The sequence below is a fragment of the Pseudomonas sp. URIL14HWK12:I5 genome, from assembly GCF_900176445.1.
Lineage (GTDB): Bacteria > Pseudomonadota > Gammaproteobacteria > Pseudomonadales > Pseudomonadaceae > Aquipseudomonas > Aquipseudomonas monteilii.
This window is the reverse complement of the sequence record NZ_FWXQ01000005.1, coordinates 298968-315494: the sequence shown is the minus strand read 5'-3', so window position 1 is coordinate 315494 and position 16527 is coordinate 298968. Positions and strand designations below refer to the sequence as shown.

The 16527-nt window shown below is 59.9% G+C and carries 17 protein-coding genes; 9 read left to right on the top strand and 8 right to left on the bottom strand.

The annotated features are described in order from the left end of the window. Positions 1–6: 6 nt before the first annotated feature. Entirely contained in the window at positions 7–1104 is a 1098-nt protein-coding gene (locus B9A31_RS14105) for an amino acid ABC transporter permease (RefSeq protein WP_016713533.1), read from the top strand. Positions 1105–1114: 10 nt separating this feature from the next. Then, complete coding sequence (locus B9A31_RS14100) at positions 1115–1879, top strand: amino acid ABC transporter ATP-binding protein (RefSeq protein ID WP_003251792.1); 765 nt, start codon at positions 1115–1117, stop codon at positions 1877–1879. Between the two features lie 31 nt (positions 1880–1910). On the opposite strand, the gene algW is transcribed toward B9A31_RS14100, so the two are convergent. Further along, on the bottom strand, positions 1911–3071 hold the full coding sequence (gene algW / locus B9A31_RS14095) for a Do family serine endopeptidase AlgW (RefSeq protein ID WP_019098030.1): 1161 nt from the start codon (positions 3069–3071) through the stop codon (positions 1911–1913). Between the two features lie 156 nt (positions 3072–3227). Between algW and B9A31_RS14090 the strand changes: the two genes are divergently transcribed. The 4 genes from B9A31_RS14090 (at position 3228) to B9A31_RS14075 (ending at position 7867) form a co-directional block, all read left to right on the top strand. Further along, positions 3228–3986, top strand: a complete 759-nt coding sequence (locus B9A31_RS14090) for a Nif3-like dinuclear metal center hexameric protein (RefSeq protein ID WP_084297078.1) — start codon at positions 3228–3230, stop codon at positions 3984–3986. Between the two features lie 195 nt (positions 3987–4181). Further along, positions 4182–5099: a sulfate adenylyltransferase subunit CysD gene (cysD, locus tag B9A31_RS14085; protein WP_013974136.1), complete on the top strand. Its 918-nt coding sequence runs from the start codon at positions 4182–4184 to the stop codon at positions 5097–5099. Between the two features lie 15 nt (positions 5100–5114). Continuing rightward, complete coding sequence (gene cysN, locus B9A31_RS14080; RefSeq protein WP_016713536.1) at positions 5115–7016, top strand: sulfate adenylyltransferase subunit CysN; 1902 nt, start codon at positions 5115–5117, stop codon at positions 7014–7016. A gap of 215 nt (positions 7017–7231) precedes the next feature. Continuing rightward, on the top strand, positions 7232–7867 hold the full coding sequence (locus B9A31_RS14075; protein ID WP_080587366.1) for a MerR family transcriptional regulator: 636 nt from the start codon (positions 7232–7234) through the stop codon (positions 7865–7867). A 34-nt stretch (positions 7868–7901) separates the two neighbouring features. Here the strand turns inward: B9A31_RS14075 and B9A31_RS14070 are convergent, their stop codons facing one another. The 6 genes from B9A31_RS14070 to B9A31_RS14045 all read right to left on the bottom strand — a co-directional run bounded on the left by B9A31_RS14070 (position 7902) and on the right by B9A31_RS14045 (position 12523). Beyond that, entirely contained in the window at positions 7902–8546 is a 645-nt protein-coding gene (locus tag B9A31_RS14070; RefSeq protein ID WP_084297077.1) for an RES family NAD+ phosphorylase, read from the bottom strand. A gap of 12 nt (positions 8547–8558) precedes the next feature. Next, entirely contained in the window at positions 8559–8825 is a 267-nt protein-coding gene (locus B9A31_RS14065) for a bacteriocin immunity protein (protein WP_027614733.1), read from the bottom strand. Continuing rightward, positions 8819–9139, bottom strand: a complete 321-nt coding sequence (locus B9A31_RS14060) for a hypothetical protein (protein ID WP_019098035.1) — start codon at positions 9137–9139, stop codon at positions 8819–8821. The genes B9A31_RS14065 and B9A31_RS14060 overlap by 7 nt, the downstream gene beginning before the upstream one ends. 283 nt (positions 9140–9422) lie before the next feature. Continuing rightward, positions 9423–9695 (bottom strand): bacteriocin immunity protein, encoded by a 273-nt coding sequence (locus tag B9A31_RS14055; protein ID WP_033694650.1) that lies wholly within the window; start codon positions 9693–9695, stop codon positions 9423–9425. After that, positions 9670–11931, bottom strand: coding sequence for an S-type pyocin domain-containing protein (locus B9A31_RS14050; RefSeq protein ID WP_084297076.1), 2262 nt, complete (start codon positions 11929–11931; stop codon positions 9670–9672). Before B9A31_RS14050 ends, B9A31_RS14055 begins: the two co-directional genes overlap by 26 nt. 112 nt (positions 11932–12043) lie before the next feature. Next, entirely contained in the window at positions 12044–12523 is a 480-nt protein-coding gene (locus tag B9A31_RS14045) for an Lrp/AsnC family transcriptional regulator (RefSeq protein WP_016498026.1), read from the bottom strand. Positions 12524–12650: 127 nt separating this feature from the next. Between B9A31_RS14045 and B9A31_RS14040 the strand changes: the two genes are divergently transcribed. Beyond that, on the top strand, positions 12651–13847 hold the full coding sequence (locus B9A31_RS14040; protein WP_016713538.1) for a methionine gamma-lyase: 1197 nt from the start codon (positions 12651–12653) through the stop codon (positions 13845–13847). Positions 13848–13894: 47 nt separating this feature from the next. Here the strand turns inward: B9A31_RS14040 and B9A31_RS14035 are convergent, their stop codons facing one another. Further along, positions 13895–14332 (bottom strand): Z-ring associated ZapG family protein, encoded by a 438-nt coding sequence (locus B9A31_RS14035; protein WP_016713539.1) that lies wholly within the window; start codon positions 14330–14332, stop codon positions 13895–13897. A gap of 135 nt (positions 14333–14467) precedes the next feature. Here B9A31_RS14035 and B9A31_RS14030 point away from each other — a divergent pair, with 135 nt between their 5' ends. Both B9A31_RS14030 and B9A31_RS14025 read left to right on the top strand, forming a co-directional pair. After that, positions 14468–15103, top strand: coding sequence for an alpha/beta hydrolase (locus B9A31_RS14030; protein ID WP_019098039.1), 636 nt, complete (start codon positions 14468–14470; stop codon positions 15101–15103). Positions 15104–15128: 25 nt separating this feature from the next. Beyond that, positions 15129–16478: a tryptophan--tRNA ligase gene (locus B9A31_RS14025; protein ID WP_084297075.1), complete on the top strand. Its 1350-nt coding sequence runs from the start codon at positions 15129–15131 to the stop codon at positions 16476–16478. Positions 16479–16527 lie beyond the last annotated feature (49 nt).

Here is a 16527-nt window from a genome sequence, read left to right as displayed (position 1 = left end):
ACGCCCGTGAATGCCCATGTTTTCAAACCCGACATGCCGCCACCGGTGAAAACCGTCGGCGTGCTCGCATGGATGCGTGCCAATCTGTTTTCCAGCTGGCTCAACACGCTGCTGACCCTGTTTGCCATCTACCTGGTGTGGTTGATCGTGCCGCCGCTCATCCAGTGGGCGTTGATCGACGCCAACTGGGTCGGCACCACCCGCGCCGACTGCACCAAGGAAGGCGCCTGCTGGGTGTTCGTGCAGCAGCGCTTCGGCCAGTTCATGTACGGCTATTACCCGGCTGAGTTGCGCTGGCGCGTGGACCTGACCGTGTGGCTTGCCGTGCTCGGCGCTGCTCCGCTGTTCATCAAGCGTTTCCCGCGCAAGGCCTTCTATGGCCTGGGGTTCCTGGTGCTGTACCCGATCCTGGCCTACACCCTGCTGCATGGCGGCGTGCTTGGCCTGGAAACCGTGGCTACAAGCCAGTGGGGCGGGCTGATGCTGACCCTGGTGATCGCCACCGTGGGTATCGTTGGCGCCTTGCCGCTGGGCATCCTGCTGGCCCTGGGCCGGCGTTCGCGGATGCCGGCCGTGAAGGTGGTGTGTGTGACCTTCATCGAGTTCTGGCGTGGCGTGCCGTTGATCACCGTGCTGTTCATGTCGTCGGTGATGCTGCCGTTGTTCCTGCCTGAAGGCATGAGCTTCGACAAGCTGCTGCGTGCGATGATCGGCGTGATCCTGTTCCAGTCGGCGTACATCGCCGAAGTGGTACGCGGGGGCCTGCAAGCCATCCCCAAGGGCCAGTACGAAGCCGCTGCGGCCATGGGCCTGGGCTACTGGCGCGCGATGGGCCTGGTGATTCTGCCGCAGGCGCTCAAGCTGGTTATTCCCGGCATCGTCAACACCTTCATTGCCTTGTTCAAGGACACCAGCCTGGTGATCATCATCGGCCTGTTCGACCTGCTGAACAGCGTCAAGCAAGCCGCCGCCGACCCGGCCTGGCTGGGCATGGCCACCGAGGGCTATGTGTTCGCCGCCCTGGTGTTCTGGATTTTCTGTTTCGGTATGTCCCGCTACTCCATGCACCTGGAGCGCAAGCTGGACACTGGCCACAAGCGTTAGGAGTTTCGAAATGAGTGAAGCGATCAAGCAGCCTGCTGGCCCCGAAGGCATCATCCAGATGCAGGGTGTGAACAAGTGGTATGGCCAGTTCCATGTGCTCAAGGACATCAATCTGAACGTGCGCCAGGGCGAGCGTATCGTACTGTGCGGGCCGTCCGGCTCGGGCAAGTCCACCACCATCCGTTGCCTGAACCGCCTGGAAGAACACCAGCAGGGGCGCATCGTGGTGGATGGCGTGGAACTGACCAACGACCTCAAGCAGATCGAGGCCATCCGCCGCGAGGTGGGCATGGTGTTCCAGCACTTCAACCTGTTCCCGCACCTGAGCATTCTGGAAAACTGCACCCTGGCGCCAATGTGGGTGCGCAAGATGCCCCGGCGCAAGGCTGAGGAAATTGCCATGCACTACCTGGAGCGCGTGCGCATTCCAGAGCAGGCGCACAAGTACCCGGGGCAGTTGTCCGGTGGCCAGCAGCAGCGTGTGGCGATTGCCCGTGCGCTGTGCATGAAGCCGAAGATCATGCTGTTCGACGAACCGACCTCGGCGCTGGACCCGGAAATGGTCAAGGAAGTGCTCGATACCATGGTGGGCCTGGCCGAGGATGGCATGACCATGCTCTGTGTAACCCACGAAATGGGCTTTGCCCGCACCGTGGCGAACCGGGTGATTTTCATGGACAAGGGGGAGATCGTGGAGCAGGCGGCGCCGGATGACTTCTTCGACCGGCCGCGCAGTGACCGGACCAAGTTGTTCCTCAGCCAGATCCTGCACTGATGCAAATGGGGCCGCTAAGCGGCCCCATTTTTTACTTCTCTTCTTGCGTGGCAGCCGGCGCAGGCGGCGGTCGCAGCCCCACCTCGGCAATCAGTTTCAACTGTTGCCCATTGCGCATTACCTCGATGGTGATCTTCTCGTTAGGCTTGATCCGCGCCACCTGGTTCATCGACTTGCGCCCGTCGCCGGCCGGTTCGCCGTTGATGCTCAGAATCACGTCACCCAGTTGCAGCCCGGCTTTGGCCGCCGGCCCTTCGCGGAAGATGCCCGCCACCACGATACCCGGGCGGTCCTTCATGCCGAACGACTCGGCCAGCTCCTGGCTCAGCGGCTGAACTTCGATGCCCAGCCAGCCACGGATCACCTGGCCATGCTCGACGATCGACTTCATCACCTCCAGCGCCAGTTTCACCGGGATGGCGAAGCCGATGCCCTGCGAACCGCCCGACTTCGAGAAGATCGCGGTATTGATGCCGACCAGGTTGCCATTGGCATCGACCAGCGCGCCGCCCGAGTTGCCAGGGTTGATCGCTGCGTCGGTCTGGATGAAGTCTTCGTAGTTGTTCAGGCCCAGCTGGTTGCGGCCGGTGGCACTGATGATACCCATGGTGACGGTTTGGCCGACGCCGAACGGGTTACCAATGGCCAGCGACACATCGCCGATGTGAATGGTGTCGGAACGGCCGATGGTGATGGCCGGCAGGTTCTTCAGGTCGATCTTCAGCACTGCCAGGTCGGTTTCCGGGTCGCTGCCGATCACTCGGGCCAGCGTTTCGCGGCCATCCTTCAAGGCCACGACGATCTGATCGGCCCCGCTGGTGACATGGTTATTGGTCAGCAGGTAGCCCTCGGGGCTCATGATCACCGCCGAGCCCAGGCTCGACTCCCAGCGGCGCTGCTTGGGCAGGTTGTCGCCGAAGAAGCGGCGGAACTGTGGGTCTTCGAACAATGGATGGGCACTTTTGTTCACCACTTTGGTGGTGTACAGGTTGACCACCGCAGGCGCGGCCAGCGTCACCGCGTCGGCGTAAGACACCGGGCCCTGCATGATGCGGGTGGTCTGCGGCGCCTGTTGCAGGTTGACGTCCTGGCTGGGCAGGCCGACCCATTCCGGGAAGCGCTGGATGATCAGCATGGCGATCAGCACGCCGGTGAGCAGGGGCCAGCCAAAGTAACGAAACGCCTTGAACATGAACGAATCCTGGAAAGAGCAGGGGCCATTGGCCGCGCAGTGGGGCATGAGCGCGCGCGATCATACACCGGTTCCCCCAGTGCCGGCGACGGCCCATAATGGCCGGCATTATACGGGCGTTGCGCCCGAGAAAAGCGCAGTTTCGAGGAGATTTTCATGGCCGTCGCTCTCAACACCCTGGTCGAGGAAGCCGAACGCTACCTTGGCAGCGCGAAGATCCAGGATTATTGCCCCAATGGCCTGCAGGTCGAAGGCCGGCCACAGGTCAGCCGCATCGTCAGCGGTGTTACCGCCAGCCAGGCGTTGCTGGATGCCGCAGTCGAGGCCGAGGCCGACCTGGTACTGGTGCACCATGGTTACTTCTGGAAGGGTGAGAACCCGTGCATCACAGGCATTCGTCAGCGTCGGCTGAAGACCCTGCTGAACAACGATATCAGCCTGCTGGCCTTTCACCTGCCGCTGGATATGCACCCGGACGTCGGCAACAACGTGCAGCTGGCACGGCAACTGGACATCACCGTCGAAGGGCCGCTGGACCCGGAAAACCCCAAGGTGGTGGGACTGGTCGGCTCGCTGGTCGAGCCGATGACCGCGCGCGATTTTGCCCGCCGGGTGCAGGAAGTGCTGGGGCGTGAGCCGTTGTTGGTGGAAGGGGAGCAGATGATCCGCCGGGTTGGCTGGTGCACCGGTGGCGGGCAGGGTTACATCGATACGGCGATTGCGGCCGGAGTGGACCTGTACCTGACGGGTGAGGCATCCGAGCAGACCTACCACAGTGCACGCGAGAACGGCGTCAGCTTCATCGCGGCCGGGCACCATGCCACCGAGCGATATGGCGTGCAGGCGTTGGGTGATTACCTGGCGCGGCGGTTTGCCGTGGAGCACCTGTTCATCGACTGCCCGAACCCCATCTGAGATCGGTGTTGCCTTCTTCGCGGGCATGCCCGCGAAGGGCCGCAGGGCGGCCCCCCTTTCAGCCCAAACCCCCAGTCATATCGTTAGACCTTTTCGATCTAGCCCGGCTCCTAAATAGAAGAAGCCGCTGTGATAAAGTGGCTCGCTCGAACACGGCCCGCAGGCCGTCCATAAGATCGTTTTTCGTGAGTAGCCATGGTCGACAAACTGACGCACTTGAAACAGCTGGAGGCGGAGAGCATCCACATTATCCGCGAGGTGGCCGCCGAGTTCGATAACCCGGTGATGCTGTACTCGATCGGCAAGGATTCCGCCGTGATGCTGCACCTGGCGCGCAAGGCCTTCTTTCCGGGCAAACTGCCGTTCCCGGTGATGCACGTCGACACCCAGTGGAAATTCCAGGAGATGTACAGCTTCCGCGACAAAATGGTCGAGGAAATGGGCCTGGAGCTGATCACCCACGTCAACCCCGAAGGTGTGGCGCAGGGCATCAACCCGTTCACCCATGGCAGCTCCAAGCACACCGACATCATGAAAACCCAGGGCCTGAAGCAGGCACTGGACAAGCATGGTTTCGACGCCGCCTTCGGTGGCGCGCGCCGCGACGAAGAGAAGTCGCGGGCCAAGGAGCGTGTATATTCGTTCCGGGACAGCAAGCACCGCTGGGACCCGAAAAACCAGCGCCCCGAGCTGTGGAACGTTTACAACGGCAAGGTCAACAAGGGCGAGTCGATCCGCGTCTTCCCGCTGTCGAACTGGACCGAGCTGGACATCTGGCAGTACATCTACCTCGAAGGCATCCCGATCGTGCCGCTGTACTTCGCCGCTGAGCGTGAAGTGATCGAGAAGAACGGCACCCTGATCATGATCGACGACGAGCGCATCCTCGAGCATCTCACCGATGAAGAGAAAGCGCGCATCGTCAAGAAGAAGGTGCGTTTCCGTACCCTCGGTTGCTACCCGTTGACGGGTGCTGTCGAGTCGGAAGCCGAGACCCTGACGGACATCATTCAGGAAATGCTCCTGACCCGTACGTCCGAGCGCCAGGGCCGTGTCATCGACCACGATGGCGCCGGTTCCATGGAAGACAAGAAACGCCAAGGCTACTTCTAATTTCAGGGTTACTCCATGTCGCACCAATCTGATCTGATCAGCGAGGACATCCTCGCCTACCTGGCCCAGCACGAGCGCAAGGAACTGCTGCGTTTCCTGACCTGCGGCAACGTTGACGACGGCAAGAGCACCCTGATCGGGCGCCTGCTGCACGACTCGAAGATGATCTACGAGGACCACCTCGAGGCCATCACCCGTGATTCGAAGAAAGTCGGCACCACCGGCGAAGAAGTCGACCTGGCACTGCTGGTAGACGGCCTGCAGGCCGAGCGCGAGCAGGGCATCACCATCGATGTCGCCTACCGCTACTTCTCCACCGCCAAGCGCAAGTTCATCATCGCCGACACCCCGGGCCACGAGCAGTACACCCGCAACATGGCCACCGGTGCGTCCACCTGCGACCTGGCGATTATCCTGGTCGATGCCCGCTACGGCGTGCAGACCCAGACCCGCCGCCACAGCTACATTGCTTCGTTGCTGGGCATCAAGCACATCGTGGTCGCGGTCAACAAGATGGACCTCAAAGGCTTCGATCAGGACGTCTTCGAGTCGATCAAGGCGGATTACCTGAAGTTTGCCGACGCCATCAACCTGACCCCGAGCAGCCTGCACTTCGTGCCGATGTCGGCGCTCAAGGGCGACAACGTGGTCAACCACAGCGAGCGTTCGCCGTGGTACGCCGGCCCGACGCTGATGGAAATCCTCGAAACCGTCGAAGTGTCGGCCGACCGCAACTTCACCGACCTGCGCTTCCCGGTGCAGTACGTGAATCGCCCGAACCTGAACTTCCGCGGCTTCGCCGGTACCATCGCCAGCGGCGTGGTACACAAGGGCGACGAAATCGTCGTGCTGCCGTCGGGCAAGAGCAGCCGCGTCAAGTCCATCGTCACCTACGAAGGTGAACTGGAAAACGCAGGCCCTGGCCAGGCCGTTACCCTGACCATGGAAGACGAGATCGACATCTCCCGTGGCGACCTGCTGGTACACGCCGACAACGTTCCGCCGGTAACCGACCAGTTTGACGCCATGCTGGTGTGGATGGCTGAAGAGCCAATGCTGCCGGGCAAGAAGTACGACATCAAGCGCGCCACCAGCTACGTGCCGGGCTCGATTGCCAGCATCACCCACAAGGTCGATGTGAACACCCTTGAGCAGGGCGCTGCCAGTGCACTGCAACTGAACGAGATCGGCCGCGTCAAGGTGGCCCTGGACGCTTCGATCGCCCTGGACGGTTACGACAGCAACCGCACAACCGGTGCGTTCATCGTCATCGACCGCCTGACCAACGGCACCGTTGGCGCCGGCATGATCATCGCCCCGCCAGTACTGCCACACGGCAGCACCGGCCAGCATGGCAAGCAGGCTCACGTGTCGACTGAAGAACGTGCACTGCGCTTCGGTCAGCAGCCAGCCACCGTGCTGTTCAGCGGTCTGTCCGGTGCTGGCAAGAGCACCCTGGCCTACGCCGTGGAGCGCAAGCTGTTCGACATGGGCCGTGCGGTTTACGTGCTCGACGGCCAGAACCTGCGCCACGACCTGAACAAGGGCCTGCCGCAAGACCGCGCCGGCCGCACCGAGAACTGGCGCCGCGCCGCCCATGTGGCGCGCCAGTTCAACGAAGCCGGCCTGCTGACCCTGGCTGCGTTCGTGGCCCCGGACGCCGAAGGCCGTGAACAGGCCAAGGCCTTGATCGGCAAAGACCGTCTGGTAACCGTCTACGTTCAGGCTTCGCCGCTGGCTTGCCGCGAGCGTGACCCGCAAGGCCTGTACGCGGCCGGTGGCGACAACATCCCGGGTGAAAGCTTCCCGTTCGATGTGCCGCTGGATGCTGACCTGGTGATCGACACCCAGTCCACCAGCGTGGATGAAGGCGTGAAGCTGGTGCTGGACGTGCTGCGTCAGCGTGGCGCGATCTAAGCGCTGGCCTGCAATAAAAAACCCCGCCTCGGCGGGGTTTTTATTTTTCGTCCCGCAAGCCTGCACCGTCCCTTGTAGGGGCAGTCTTGTGTCGCGACGGGCTGCATGGCAGACCTAAACTCTACGTTTACATATTGACTTGTTGACAAGTTGACATGTGGAGGCTGCAAGCATACTTTGGATGCCAGAAGGCTGTTCAGGCTGGAGGAAACGTAATGACAACTACTGCTGCCCACAAAGCGACTCACCCTGCATTCGCTTGCCTTGAAGCTGCCAAAGCTGCTCTGCGGCAGCGCTTTGAGGAGCATCTTGCACGTGCTTCTAAAGCAGTAGTGCTGAATGCCGTAGCCCTGGCCGACGAGCAGGCTTTTGCTGCCCTCGCCAGGGTGGACGTCGAAACGAAGCGCAGTGTTGCAACACGTAACCAGGAGGCCATGGCCAAGATGAAAGCACGCGCGTTCGAGCGTGTGATCAGCCGTTGCGAGTTGCTGGATGCCAGAACGGCCTGTGAAATACTGGGCATTTCCAAGCAGGCACTGAGTCAGAAGACAAAAGCCGGTAAGTTGCTCGCATACACGAACACTGGCAATCGCAGAAAATACTACCCGTCTTTCCAGTTCGCCGAGAACAAGCCGAGGCCATTTGTCGACGGGTTGATTCAGTCGCTCGAAGTGGACCCTGCGGATACCGAAGCCATGAATTTTCTGGTTCAGCACCTGATCGGCAACATGGATTATTCAGAGCCCGGTGAACCGAGCAACGTATTGCCACGCTTTCATTTGCTGGATAACACTGCGGCTGTGGAAGTCATCAAGCGCGACTTTTTGAACGCGTTCGAAGCTGGGCAGTGAATCCTGATCTTTCAAGGAAAGTCGGGCTTCGCGTCTACTCCAGCGCTACGCCCAGGCTGTAAAGAAACTCTACTACCGTTTCACCATTTTGCAACACTGCCAAGCTCACAGCCTGATGGCGGTTCGCTTCGATCTGGATTGAGCGACCTTGGAACAGCACGATGTTGCATCCGTCCATGGACCCGGTAACGCTATAGACCGCTGACGGATAAAGCAGGCCATCAACTTGCCCTTGGCTCATGCACACTTGGCTGAGCTTTCGTGTGAATGCATAACCTTCTCTACCTTGGCCCTTAGCCTGAACGATATCCCGTATTTTGTGATGAGTCGCACGGTTCGCCAGGGCAGCCACATCTACCACGTACAACTCACGTACCGTCCTGAGTAAATGTAGCGACGTCTGTTCCAGTCGCGAAAGTCGTACTGGTTGATCATCAATACCTTGGCCTGGCTGGAACGACTCGGCGATTGCAACTTCTGCAGAACAGGCCAAATAGTAGACGCCAACCTGTTTGGAAGGGTCGGCGTAGCGGGTATCGGAATCGGCGCGGTAGTTCACTGGGCTGGTATCGTAGCGAGACGCTTGAACCCTGTGCAGAAGTGAACCCGCGGGTACCTGTTTCAACAATTCCGGGTACTTGTACAGCGCTTCGAGTACTTGATCAGTCAGCTCGTTCATGGCGTGGGTTGTTCACCGCAAGTCACTGAAAACGGGGAGCTCATTTGACCTGCGCCACGCCACGATGCGCGCCACTACCTGCTCGGCGCAGCTAGCCTGCTGCTGCTCTGGGTTATAGATAAGGTCAGCGCCATCAGGATGTGCAACTACTTCGATAAAGTGCTCCAGCAATCGGTCCTGCCAATCACGCGAGCCTGTCGCCTGAGTCAACGCCTCAACAATCGATCGAAACTCACCGTATGAATAGTCGGCGAGGCTGCGCTTCAGGCTGATCACCATGGCGTCTCCGATGAAAGCGCGTATTGCATGGCGCTCATGATCCGCAGGTTTTCAGCGTCGTACATCGGCCCACCCCACTCGGGCGGGTTCAGGTGGCATAGCCGATAGCACCGCAGACCCCTTGCCGTCTCATGGAATGGCGCGCGAGGGGGCCAGCCTTTCTTGAGGCGGTTGAGTTGGGCGGGGATGAATTGCTGGCTGTAGATCGGGTCTTCTGCGATCGCCAGCCAGAAGTATTGGGAGAAATGGTCGAAGCTGTCGAATGTTCGACCTTCGAGTTTACGGATGATGAATTCTGGAAGAGGGTAGGCCATGGAGTCGTCCCTGGGTGAGAGGCAGGGAAAGTGTGTCTGGGGACGAGCTTTCTGTATGTCAGGGGTAGGCTGTATGTCAGTAGGAGCGCTCCTGGTGATTGGTAGGAATAGTCTTGGGTGCGGTTTTCCTAAACCGATATTACCTGTTTATCTTCCACCGCTTTGGATGACAAGCTGCGTGGCACATTCGCCAAATGACTCCGGGTGCGGTGCCAGCATTCTCAGCGGCGCGTCATGGCATCCGGATATGTTGAGACCCTGGGTGATCAGGGCCTCATTCTATTCAGCTAGCTTTGAAACCTTCTTTGCCATTGGTCAGGCGCCACGTTTCGACTATTTCAAGTACTTGCTCAGGCTCACCCCGGTTGTTGCCCTGCGGTCTAAAAAAAAGATCACTACCAGACGGATGCTCGGTAATTTTCTCAAAATGTTCAATCAAAGGTACCAGTACGTTGTCTGGCTCATCCTCGATAGCTGTATCAATCACTTGGAGGAAGGCAAGGAACTCTTGTTTTGTGTAATCTTCAAATTTATTTTTCAAGGCCGTCTTTTCCATGGTGAATGTGGTTGTGGGCTTTGGGCGTCAAAATTATTAAGTTGTCCATATCATATACACCACCTTGCTCGCTGATAGGCACGACATGGTGAATTTCGTGGGAGCGTTTGCTCATATACTTGTCATCTTTATCGACCCAAGGCGAGTATCCATGTTTTCTCATTCGACGGATGTCTTGAGGGCTAAACTGCTTCGAAAGCTCGGGGTCATTAGCCACCGCCTTCCAGAATTGCCGCCGGAACGCGTCAAAGCTCCTATATTCTTTATCCCTTAGAAGATCAGCAATCTGAGCAGGAATTGGAGCCCCTTCGAGGCTAGCTGCCGATTTACGCCATGTATCTGTTACCTGTGCACCATTTCCGGTCGATGTACCAGCCTCGTACCGCGGACTCTTGAACACCACCAGAATAGGCGGTAATCCCGAGTCCATGGGAAAGGTGATGATCAACCGTTCCTGGTCCAGCAAGTCTAGCGCCGGGTAACCCTCTGTTTCGGTGCTGACGGGGTTCAGGGTACTGCCGGTATAAACAACGGTACCGGGTGGCGCTGGCGGTAAGCTGGTAGAGCTTCCTTCTTCAGCGCCCGGCGCGCTGGCAGGTGTCCAGGTCAAAATCCGCTGCGGGTTATCCAGCGTCAGGCTGTAGACCTGCCGTTCACTGTCGAATGCCGCTGCACGTACGGGAATCGGCCTGCCTCCAGGCACCACATACAGATCCATGCCATGCTCGTGCTCGGCTCCCGCCAGTAAATACGGCAGGTCGATGCTGGTGGATGACGCAGCCAAGGTGGCAAGGTCTGGCCCGCCGGGCGGTGTGAGGCTGGAGAGAGGAGTACTGACAAGGTACCTGCGCTCGCTGTTACCGAGCGTTGTCGGCCAAGCCATCGCGAGAGTACCTACTGCAAGCGAGGAGAGCGCAGACGCTACAAGGCGGGTAATCGCTGCCGTAATTGTTTCGCCCAACGCTGAGTAAGCAGATTCGGCTATTGCAAACGAGGCAGCGCCAATGGGAATTACGGCCGGCGTAGATGCAACCCATCGCGCATCATTGATGTAGGTGACGCTTTGGCGCAGAGCCTCTTGCCTTTGCCGCTCGGCTTCTGCGGCCAGACGCTCGGCTTCGGCTTGTTGGCGAATTGCTTCTTCCTGTGCGGCGAGTTGCGCTTGAAGGTTTTCCACCTCCGCAGCGCGCCGCATCAGGTTTTGCGTGGCAGTTGCATAAACACCTAGGAATCTGATCGATTCATTCAACGCCAGTGCCAGGTGATATTCCTGCCAGCGTGGCCCGGCCCGGCGCAATCGTTGCTCATCGACAAGGTGCAAAAGCCCTTCAAGCTGGGGTTTCGACAGCGGACCGTTGATTCGAGGATTTTGATCCCGATACTGTGGAATTTGCGCCTGTTTGGTTTGCACCAACGCTGCGGCAGTGGCCAGGTAAGAGCTGAAGGTTTGAACCAGTGTGAGCGCCTCGTCTATGACGGTTTGCCCAAGCTCATGTTGAAGAACGTTGGGTAAACAATCGAAATGTATTTGTCGCTCTGCGTGAATCTGCGCTGTTCTGCGCGCGATTATCGTCAACAGGTCCAGAGGCTGATGGCTGAGCTCCTCCTGATCCACTTGCCTTGCCAGCCCGTCCAGTTCATCTGCCAGCGCTTGGTGCTTCTGAGCTTCAAGGTGTAATTGATAGGTGCCATCCCAAGACCTCTGGAGTCTCGTGGCCCATTCAATACCTAATTCTTGACCTGTTGTCGCAGCGAAGAAGCCCGGGTCCAGAAACCGGCTCATCATGGAGTCGCCGCGTTTATAGAATGCGGGTACGCCAAAGTAATTGTTAGCTTCGGGCACTATCTGAAGGTATCTATCACGAATCTGGTTGATGCGTGACGTCAGTATTTGCTGCTCTGCTGGTGCACCTGATAACGCATTGGCTTCAGCTTTGATCTGGGCTTTCAAGGTCGCGATGGTTGCAGGAAGCTGATTTATTTCGGGCGCATATTTATCTGTATAGTCTTTCTCGACTATTTGATATTCTTCAGTCAGTACCCTGCGTGTGGAAATAACCCGAGCAACATCTTGTTTGGTTGGGCTGGTGCCGCGAGGAGGACCATCGCTCAGCCCCCAGCCGCCTGCACCAGGCCCGCCGCCCCCTCCACCAATCAGCCTCAGTTCTGCCGCTGTGGGCGCTTGTGCGCTTATATATAGCGCCTCATCGAGATAATACGTATTGTCCCGTGCCATGTAGGTTCTCCAAGTCACTACATGGGCCAGCTTTACGTATGCCGAATTCGCTGTATGTCAGCTGCGGCCTGTCAATCGGTAGGAGGCTTCTCGGTATTCGGAAAGATCTGTCTCAGATATGTTTTTCCGACACAGGTATCACCCGTCTTTCCTTCACCGCCTTGTAGGAAAAACTCGAATAAATTTCCTTCACTCCGGGCAGTCGCTGCAGCACTTCTCGAGTAAATTCCCCGAACGACTCCAGGTCCCTTGCCAGGATTTCCAGCAAAAAGTCATAGCGCCCGGAGATGTTGTGGCAGGCCACGATTTCGGGAATTTCCATCAGCCGCTGCTCGAACGCCAGCGCCATGTCCTTGGTGTGCGAGTCCATCATGATGCTGACGAACGCAGTCACGCCAAACCCCAGCGACTTGGGCGAGAGGATGGCCTGGTAGCCGGTGATGTAGCCGTTGTCTTCCAGCAGCTTGACCCGTCGCCAGCAGGGTGAGGTGGTCAGTGCCACCTGGTCGGCAAGTTCGGCGACGGTTAGGCGGGCGTTGTCCTGCAGGGCGGCAAGCAGGGCGCGGTCGGTGCGGTCGAGGCTTGAAGGCATGTTTTGCCCTCCTGGTCCGTTATTTATTGTTTTTGTTCCAGCATGCACGCAGATGCGTGGGCTACTTTGGAAAAAATCGGGCAGCTCGGTGGCATAAGCTTATAGCAAACCACAAGAGGCTGTTGCCATGCGCGACTCCCATAACAACACCGGTTTTTCCACGCGGGCCATTCACCATGGCTACGACCCGCTTTCCCATGGTGGTGCGTTGGTGCCGCCGGTGTACCAGACCGCTACCTATGCCTTCCCCACGGTCGAATACGGCGCTGCGTGCTTCGCTGGGGAGGAGGCGGGGCATTTCTACAGCCGCATCTCCAACCCCACCCTGGCACTGCTGGAACAACGCATGGCTTCACTGGAGGGCGGTGAGGCGGGGTTGGCATTGGCGTCGGGCATGGGGGCCATTACCTCGACGATCTGGACCCTGCTGCGGCCTGGTGACGAGCTGATCGTCGGGCGCACGCTGTACGGCTGCACCTTCGCCTTCCTGCACCATGGCATTGGCGAATTCGGCGTGAAAATCCGCCATGTCGACCTGAACGATGCCAAGGCCCTGAAGTCGGCGATCAACAGCAAAACACGAATGATCTACTTCGAAACGCCGGCCAACCCCAACATGCAACTGGTGGATATCGCCGTGGTGGCCGAGGCGGTGCGCGGGCATGATGTACATGTGGTGGTCGACAACACCTACTGCACGCCCTACCTGCAGCGGCCGCTGGAGCTGGGAGCGGACCTGGTGGTGCATTCGGCGACCAAGTACCTCAGTGGCCACGGTGATATCACTGCCGGCCTGGTGGTGGGACGCAAGGCGCTGATTGACCGTATCCGCCTGGAAGGGTTGAAGGATATGACCGGGGCGGTCCTGTCACCCCACGACGCAGCGCTGCTGATGCGCGGGATCAAGACCTTGGCTCTGCGCATGGACCGACATTGCGCCAATGCCCAGCAGGTGGCGGAGTTTCTGGCTCGGCAGCCGCAGGTGGAGCTGATTCACTACCCGGGGTTGCCGACGTTTGCCCAGTACGAGCTGGCGCAACGCCAGATGCGTTTGCCGGGCGGCATGATCGCTTTCGAGCTCAAGGGCGGTATCGAGGCAGGGCGGCGCTTCATGAATGCGCTACAGCTGTTTGCACGGGCGGTGAGCCTGGGGGATGCCGAGTCGTTGGCACAGCACCCGGCGAGCATGACGCACTCCAGTTACACGCCGCAAGAGCGGGCACATCACGGGATATCGGAGGGGCTGGTGAGGTTGTCGGTGGGTCTGGAGGATGTGGAGGATCTATTGGCGGATGTCGAGCAGGCATTGCAGGCTTGCAAATAGGTAAACCGAAAAAAGCCTCTTGCGAGGCCTTTTTCATGCTCAGCGGATTAACGCTTGAGCCCGTAGCTCTCATCCAGCATTCCCGGCGAGTTCGGCGCTTTCGGCGCATAGTCGCGTGGCACTTCGGCGGTGTCTTTCGGCGGGGTCAGGCGGTCACGTGGGCCTTGCGGCGCTTCAGAGTGCAGTGCAGCCAGCAGGCGTTGGCGAGTGACTTCATCCAGGGCCAGGCTGTTGGCGCCTTCGGCCAGGTGATCCTGCACGTCCTGGTAGCTTTGGGTCAGTTTCTTGACCAGCACGGCGGTGCTGTTGAAGTGGGTGACCACTTCGTTCTGGTAGCTGTCGAAACGCTTCTGGATGTCATCCAGCTGACGCTGGGTGCTGCTCGGCGCGGCATTGGGCAGCAGGCGAGCGACGACGAAACCGACTACCACGCCGATGACCAGGGCCAGGGTTGGCAACAACCAAACAAGGAGCGAGAGTTCCACGAGTCCTTCCTCTATAAACGGCTTTGCTTTACGTTAACGGCTCAGACCTGCGCTGTATACCGCGAGCGATCGCAAATCAGAACAGAATTCCTCACCTAGACGAATCGACCCCTCCCGAGGTCACGGAGTAGTGCCTTGCTTGTCCGCGAAACCCCCTTGTTCATCGATGGCCCCAGTGGCCAGCTGGAAGCCTTGTACCTGGACGTGGCCAATGCCCGTGGCGTGGTGCTGATCTGCCACCCCAACCCGGTCCAGGGCGGCACCATGCTCAACAAGGTGGTCTCGACCCTGCAGCGCACCGCCCGTGACGCCGGCTATGTGACCCTGCGTTTCAACTACCGTGGCGTCGGGCAGAGCGCCGGCAGTCATGACATGGGCGCTGGCGAAGTGGCCGATGCCGAGGCCGCTGCGGCCTGGCTGCGCGAAAAGCACCTGGGCCTGCCGCTGGTGCTGATGGGCTTCTCGTTCGGGGGCTTTGTCGCCACCAGCCTGGCCGGCCGCCTGGAGGCTGCAGGCACCGAGTTGCAGCACCTGTTCATGATCGCCCCGGCAGTCATGCGTCTGACGGCCGAATTCCCGCTGCCGCAGCGCTGCCCGATCACCGTGGTGCAGCCGGATGCCGACGAAGTCGTTGCGCCGCAGCTGGTTTACGATTGGTCCGACAGCCTGTCGCGCCCCCATGAGCTGCTGAAAGTGGCAGAATGCGGACACTTCTTCCATGGCAAGCTGACCGATCTGAAGGATCTGCTGCTGCCGCGCCTTTCGAACTGAGCCAAGCCTGAATAAGCGAACACCCATGACCACGCGCATTCTTACCGGTATCACCACCACCGGCACTCCGCACCTGGGCAACTACGCCGGCGCCATTCGCCCGGCGATCCGTGCCAGCCAGCAGCCCGGTGTCGACTCGTTCTACTTCCTGGCCGACTACCACGCCCTGATCAAGTGCGACGACCCGCTGCGCATCCAGCGTTCGCGCCTGGAAATCGCCGCCACCTGGCTGGCCGGTGGCCTGGACCCGGACAAGGTGACCTTCTACCGCCAGTCCGACATCCCGGAAATCCCCGAGCTGACCTGGCTGTTGACCTGCGTTGCTGCCAAGGGCCTGCTGAACCGTGCCCATGCCTACAAGGCCTCGGTGGACAAGAACGTCGAGGCCGGCGAAGACCCGGACGCTGGCATCACCATGGGCCTGTTCAGCTACCCGGTGCTGATGGCTGCCGACATCCTGATGTTCAACGCCAACAAGGTGCCGGTCGGCCGTGACCAGATCCAGCACGTGGAAATGGCCCGCGACATCGGCCAGCGTTTCAATCACCTGTTCGGCCAGGGCAAGGACTTCTTCGCCCTGCCGGAAGCGGTGATCGAGGAGAGCGTGGCGACCCTGCCGGGCCTGGACGGGCGCAAGATGTCCAAGAGCTACGACAACACCATCCCGCTGTTCACCAGCGCCAAGGACATGAAGGACGCCATCTCGCGCATTGTCACCGACTCGCGTGCGCCTGGCGAAGCGAAAGACCCGGACAACGCGCACCTGTTCACCCTGTTCCAGGCCTTCTCGACGCCGGCGCAGCGCGCCGAGTTCCGTGAAGAGCTGCTGCAGGGCCTGGGCTGGGGCGAGGCCAAGCAGCGGCTGTTCCAGCTGCTGGATGGCCAGCTGGCCGAGAAGCGCGAGTACTACCACCAGCTGATCGCCCGTCCGGCGGACCTGGAAGACATCCTGCTTGCCGGCGCCGCCAAGGCCCGCAAGATCGCCACGCCGTTCCTCGAGCAGCTGCGCGAGGCCGTGGGCCTGCGTTCGTTCCGCAGCAGTGTGCAGACCAACACCGAAGTGAAGAAGAAGGCCGCCAAGAGCGCGCGTTTCGTCAGCTTCCGCGACGAAGACGGCAGCTTCCGCTTCCGCCTGCTGGCCGCTGATGGCGAGCAACTGTTGCTGTCGCGCAGCTTCGCCGACGGTAAGAGCGCCGGCGCCGTGAGCAAGCAGTTGCAGCAGGGTGGCGAGGCGGATGTGCGCGTCGAAGGCCTGGGCTTTGGCCTGTGGCTGAACGGCGAACAGGTTGCCGACGGGCCGCAGTTCGACAGCGCCGAAGCCCGTGATGCAGCCATTCATAGCCTGCGTGCAGCGCTTCAGCCACAGCAAGACTGAGGCATTTCGCCTGTAGGAGCGGGTTTACCCGCGAACACCGGCAAAGCCG

What these genes read in the sequence shown, in the direction of transcription:
- B9A31_RS14065 (WP_027614733.1), bottom strand. Translation starts at nt 8,825, where the DNA reads ATGGTGATCAGCCTGAAGCGCAGCCTCGCCGACTATTCATACGGTGAG.
- B9A31_RS14050 (WP_084297076.1), bottom strand. Translation starts at nt 11,931, where the DNA reads ATGGCACGGGACAATACGTATTATCTCGATGAGGCGCTATATATAAGC.
- B9A31_RS14040 (WP_016713538.1), top strand. Translation starts at nt 12,651, where the DNA reads ATGCGCGACTCCCATAACAACACCGGTTTTTCCACGCGGGCCATTCAC.
- algW (WP_019098030.1), bottom strand. Translation starts at nt 3,071, where the DNA reads ATGTTCAAGGCGTTTCGTTACTTTGGCTGGCCCCTGCTCACCGGCGTG.
- B9A31_RS14025 (WP_084297075.1), top strand. Translation starts at nt 15,129, where the DNA reads ATGACCACGCGCATTCTTACCGGTATCACCACCACCGGCACTCCGCAC.
- cysN (WP_016713536.1), top strand. Translation starts at nt 5,115, where the DNA reads ATGTCGCACCAATCTGATCTGATCAGCGAGGACATCCTCGCCTACCTG.
- B9A31_RS14090 (WP_084297078.1), top strand. Translation starts at nt 3,228, where the DNA reads ATGGCCGTCGCTCTCAACACCCTGGTCGAGGAAGCCGAACGCTACCTT.
- B9A31_RS14055 (WP_033694650.1), bottom strand. Translation starts at nt 9,695, where the DNA reads ATGGAAAAGACGGCCTTGAAAAATAAATTTGAAGATTACACAAAACAA.
- B9A31_RS14100 (WP_003251792.1), top strand. Translation starts at nt 1,115, where the DNA reads ATGAGTGAAGCGATCAAGCAGCCTGCTGGCCCCGAAGGCATCATCCAG.
- B9A31_RS14070 (WP_084297077.1), bottom strand. Translation starts at nt 8,546, where the DNA reads ATGAACGAGCTGACTGATCAAGTACTCGAAGCGCTGTACAAGTACCCG.
- B9A31_RS14060 (WP_019098035.1), bottom strand. Translation starts at nt 9,139, where the DNA reads ATGGCCTACCCTCTTCCAGAATTCATCATCCGTAAACTCGAAGGTCGA.
- cysD (WP_013974136.1), top strand. Translation starts at nt 4,182, where the DNA reads ATGGTCGACAAACTGACGCACTTGAAACAGCTGGAGGCGGAGAGCATC.
- B9A31_RS14045 (WP_016498026.1), bottom strand. Translation starts at nt 12,523, where the DNA reads ATGCCTTCAAGCCTCGACCGCACCGACCGCGCCCTGCTTGCCGCCCTG.
- B9A31_RS14075 (WP_080587366.1), top strand. Translation starts at nt 7,232, where the DNA reads ATGACAACTACTGCTGCCCACAAAGCGACTCACCCTGCATTCGCTTGC.